4 protein-coding genes are annotated in these 4,663 nt (G+C 68.5%); all 4 read right to left on the bottom strand.

The window, feature by feature from the left end:
* Positions 1–543 precede the first annotated feature (543 nt).
* The 4 genes from MJ777_RS22280 to MJ777_RS22265 all read right to left on the bottom strand — a co-directional run bounded on the left by MJ777_RS22280 (position 544) and on the right by MJ777_RS22265 (position 4,179).
* Positions 544–1,362 carry a MerR family transcriptional regulator gene (locus tag MJ777_RS22280; protein ID WP_239377694.1) on the bottom strand — a complete coding sequence of 273 codons (819 nt, stop codon included), beginning with the start codon at positions 1,360–1,362 and terminating at the stop codon, positions 544–546.
* Positions 1,363–1,374: 12 nt separating this feature from the next.
* Complete coding sequence (locus MJ777_RS22275) at positions 1,375–2,169, bottom strand: ABC transporter permease (RefSeq protein ID WP_239377692.1); 795 nt, start codon at positions 2,167–2,169, stop codon at positions 1,375–1,377.
* On the bottom strand, positions 2,166–3,122 hold the full coding sequence (locus MJ777_RS22270; protein WP_239377691.1) for an ABC transporter ATP-binding protein: 957 nt from the start codon (positions 3,120–3,122) through the stop codon (positions 2,166–2,168). Before MJ777_RS22270 ends, MJ777_RS22275 begins: the two co-directional genes overlap by 4 nt.
* 181 nt (positions 3,123–3,303) lie before the next feature.
* A complete protein-coding gene (locus tag MJ777_RS22265) occupies positions 3,304–4,179 on the bottom strand; it encodes a hypothetical protein (protein ID WP_239377689.1) in 876 nt (291 codons plus the stop codon).
* Between the last annotated feature and the right edge of the window lie 484 nt (positions 4,180–4,663).

Here is a 4,663-nt window from a genome sequence, read left to right as displayed (position 1 = left end):
GTGTCGAGACTCTTGTCCAGCAGCTGACCCTCAAGTTCGGCCCGCTTCCCGAGGCGCTGCTCACCACCGTGCGTAACGCCTCCGCTGATCAGCTGCGGACCTGGACCGTCCGCGTTCTGAGCGCTGACACCCTCGACCAGCTCTTCGGTTGACCGGCGGCACGCCTCGTGGCCTGCTCCCTCGAGCGTCGCACGTCGCGAGTCGGCCATCGAGGTCGCTCGCGCGACCGTGAGAGTCTGACATGGTGTCGCAGCGAGTCCGTACGTCACACGGTGTGACTGCGTGACGTACGTGACCTTCCGCAAGTTCTGCGACACTATTTACCATCCGTGTCTGGATGCGACGCTGGGTCGTCCGTATGCGCTGTACGTCCACGGGAACAATGACACGACCGGCGCGGTGCGGGCCGTCGAGTCAATTGTGACCGGCCCGCGCTGGAAGGGTCTACGTAACCCGGTGGCCGTACTTGGCGCCCCGGATGCCGCTACTCACGTTTCGCCACGTCGACGAAGCTGGAGCTGTGGCGCCGGAGCGCAACGATGATCATCCTGGCTGGGATGGTGCGCGGTGGGCGATGGGCCTGCCGGTGGCGCGCTCTGTCGGGCTGATCCGCTCGAGCTTGGTCCAGCCGCGCCAGCCGCGTTCGTGGAGCCGCTCCATGAGCTGACGGGCGATCGGCACCGAGTGGAGGAAGACCGAGTCGAGGAGCTCCGCGAGCGCGTCGGTCATCTCCTGGTTGTGGCTCTCCCATCCCTCGTCCTCGGCGGCTTCGAGAGAGGCGACGAGCCGGTCGGCCACGGCCGCCACCCGCGGGTCGTCCATCTCCCAGTAGATCATCGCGGCGAAATCGCGGTAGAGTGCGACCGTTGCCGGGTCGTCGAGCTGCTGCTTCTTCAGCTTCACATAGGACGACACGTGCTCCGGGAGCTGGGCGGCTACCAGGATCCAGGCGTCCCGCTCGCCCTCGATCATCAGGTCCGGCAATCCGAGTTCGCGCAGCCGGTCGAGGTATGCCACCGCCTCCGGCGGCAGGGCCAGGCTGTCCCCGGCTGCCAGCTGCGCGATCCGCGCGCGGTGCCGTTGCCGCTCCTTGATCTCCGCGCGTAGGCGCCGGTCGATGTCCGCGACGGCCGCGGTGAACTCCCGCTCGCCCGCGGCCAACAGCTCGCGGACGTGCGCGAGCGGCACACCGGCTTCGGCAAGAGTGCGGATCCTGATGAGTTCGACGACGGCATGGGCGTCGTAGCGCCGGTAGCCGGAATGGTCGCGCTCCGGCTCCGGCAGGAGGCCTTTGGCGTGGTAGTGCCGCACCGCGCGCACGGTGACGCCGGCGTACGACGCCAGCTGACTGATCGTGAGCACCGCACCAGTCTCCTATGTCGCGGGCACGCGGAGGAACAGCCGACGTGACCAGAGGTAGCCGAGCAGCGCGATCAGGATGCACCAGCCGATCGCGAGCCACCGGTCGGAGCCTGTCGGAGCGCCCGTGACGAGGGCGCGGAGGGTATTGATCATCGGGGTGAACGGCTGGTGCTCCGCAAACTGGCGCAGCCCGGCCGGCATCGCGTCGGTCGGTACGAAGCCGCTGCTGACGAACGGCAGGATCATCAGGAACAGCGGAGTGTTGCTGGCCGTCTCGACGCTGTCCGCGGCCAGGCCCATGCCGACGGTCAGCCAGGTGAGCGCGAATGCGATGAGAATCAACAGCCCGATCGCGGCGAGCCAGCCGAGCGGACCGGCGTCGGAGCGGAACCCGAGGAGGAAGGCGAACGCCGTCACGATCACCACGGCGCATCCGGTCCTGATGACAGCACCCAGCACGTGACCAGTGAGCACCGACAGCCGGGCGATGTTCATCGTACGGAACCGGGCGATGATCCCGGTGGTCATGTCGGTCGCGGTCGAGATCGCGGTGCCGAGCGCGATGCTGGCGATGGTCATGAACAGGATGCCCGGCATGATGAATGCGAGGTAGCCGCCGCGGTTTCCGCCGCCCTCGTGGCCCGGCAGGCAGGCCCCCAGGGTCCCGCCGAACACGTACACGAACAGCAGCAGGAACAGGATCGGTTGCGCGACCAGCATGATCGACAGCGAAGGGTAGCGGCGGATGTGGCGCAGGTTGCGCCGCAGCATCGTCATCGAGTCACGGACGGTGTAGGTGCCGCTCATGCGGGGATCTCCTCGGCCGCGGACGCCTCGGCCGCGTGGCCGGTGAGCGCGAGGAACACGTCGTCGAGGTCGGCCGAGGTGACCGTCAGGCCGGCGACGCGATCGTCGTCGAGGGTATCGAGCAGGCGGCGCAGCCCGGCGATGCTGCCGTCGCCCGGCAGCCGCAGGGTGAGCGCCTCGGTGTCGGTGCTGGCCTGCGGGTTCACCGACACCGCGGCGGCCAGCCCCTCGGTGTCGGTGAACCGCACCGACACGCATCCGCCGGGCACCCGCCGTTTCAGTTCCGCGGCCGTGCCCTCGGCGACCAGGCGACCGTTGTCGAGGACGCCGATCCGGTCGGCCAGCTGGTCGGCCTCCTCGAGGTACTGCGTCGTCAGCAGCACCGTCACGCCGTCGGCGACCTGCTCGCGCACGATCGCCCACAGGTTGCGACGGCTGCGCGGGTCGAGACCGGCCGTCGGCTCGTCAAGGAAGATTATTTGAGGCCGGGCGATGAGTGTCATCGCCAGATCCAGCCGTCGTTTCATGCCGCCCGAGTAGGTCTGTGCCCGCCGGTCAGCCGCGTCAGCAAGGTCGAAACGCGTCAGCATCATGGTCACGGCAGCCGTCGCGGCCGCTCGGTCCAGATGCGTCAGGTCGGCCATCAGCCGCAGGTTCTCGCGGCCGGTGAGCAGCGTGTCGATCGCCGAGAACTGCCCGGTGGCACCGATCACGGCACGCACTCCAGCGGGCTCGCGCCGTACGTCGAAGCCGGCGACGCGGATCTCGCCGTCACCGGGGGCCAGCAAGGTGGAGAGGATGTTGACGATGGTCGTCTTGCCGGCGCCGTTGGGCCCGAGGAGCGCGTAGACGGTGCCTTGCGGGACGGTCAGCTCGACGCCGTCCAGCACGGCGTGCTCGCCGTAGGACTTGGTGAGTCCGGCGACCTCGATCGCGGGGTTGGTAGCGGTCATATCGCCATGCTGGAAGCCTGACGTAGGGTCAAGGTCAAGCCGGTTGCCTCAGAAAACCCTTCTGGACAGCTTGACGAGATCCACCGTCGCCCTTCCTCGTGCCGCTCCGGGTTGCGCCGGGTGGGGCGCTGGTTATCCGTTCGGCCCGCCGCGAGCGTCACACCGCGGATACAAGCCGCCGTCAGTCCGCGATCGTGAGGATCTCTGAAAGCGGCCGGCGCGGGGCTGGTTCGCCCAGGACACCGCCGGGCAGCGGCGGGCCGAGTCGAATGACCATCTGCACGGTGCCGGTGCTGCGCAGAATCTCGCGCAGCGTGACGCGGATCGCGTCGATGTCCTGCGCGTGCCCGATCGGGCACGCGGGCACGCCGAGGGCGGTGGCCGTCAGCAGCACTCGGGCGAGCGCCTGGCCCGCCGTCATCCGATCGATAGGACGGTCGGCGGCGGTGCCGAGCACCGCGACGGCGTTCTGGCCGTTCCGCCTGTCGCCCGCAAGCGGCGTCGGGCCTGTCGCGAGATGATCGTCGTCACCGGTGTCGTCCAGCGTGGCCAGCCAGGCACCTTCGAGCCCGGCGGCATCCTGGAGCGCTGCCACCGCCCCGGTCATGTCGGTTGTGGGCTCGATCGGCCCGCGGCCCGCGTGTCCCGCGTGTCCCAGGTAGGCCGCGGCGCCAAGCGACCGCTCCCAGCAGTCAGCCGGCTTGGCCGCGTTGACGCGGATGGTCGCGAGCGGCTCCTTGCCGGCGAGATCTCGGTGGAGGCCGCCATAGCCGGGCCCGCCCGGCAGAACGACGACATCCGGGACGAACCCGCGCAGGCGCAGCGCGATCCGGGCGTAATACAGTGCGGCGCCACAGCTGATCAGCAGTTGCCGGCCGTCGGGGTCGACGGCACCCAGGAGCCGCGAGGGATCCGCGAACAGATCCAGGCGCCTGTCCCCGACCAGCCAGTGCCAAGGCTGCGTGTCATGGATCGATGGCGCGTACGAGGCCGCTGTGACAACTGCTTCGATCTCTTCGCGAAAAGATGTCAGGGCGGTCGCTCGCATGGTCTTCACCCGTTCCCCTCGTTGCCTGATCCCGTCACGCTGTCGCCTTGCTTGTTCCCCGTCCGTCTCCGTTTCCTCCTGATCCTTCGCCGGCGGCCGGGGCACGGTCCTCGTGCGGTCCGGCCCTCGGGGGCGTCAGCGCCGGAGGCCGCGGGTAGGCCGGTGGACGTGTCGCGGACGTCCTGGGTTGGCCAGATCTTCATCCGCTGCCTATGCGTAGCCGTCTGAGCACGGAAAGAAATTTTTACAAACTGCTTGCGATCATGAAATTTCATCGTTCCGTCGTGTATGTTTTCTCTTGCCGGCGGAAAGCCGGGAGACACCGCGGCCAAAACGCCGCAGTGGCCCCCATCCACGGTCCGGGCACCTTAACAGGGATGCTCGGGGTGCTTCGCCAGGCAACTGCCGACCAACTCGGCGCTGTTTGACTCGGCGATACTCCATCGGTAGGTTGCAACAACCGCTCCGGGTGGGCGCTGAAAAGGCGTAGCCC

Source organism: Protofrankia sp. Cj5, assembly GCF_917627405.1.
GTDB lineage: Bacteria > Actinomycetota > Actinomycetes > Frankiales > Frankiaceae > Protofrankia.
This window is presented reverse-complemented; position numbering and strand designations above follow the sequence as displayed.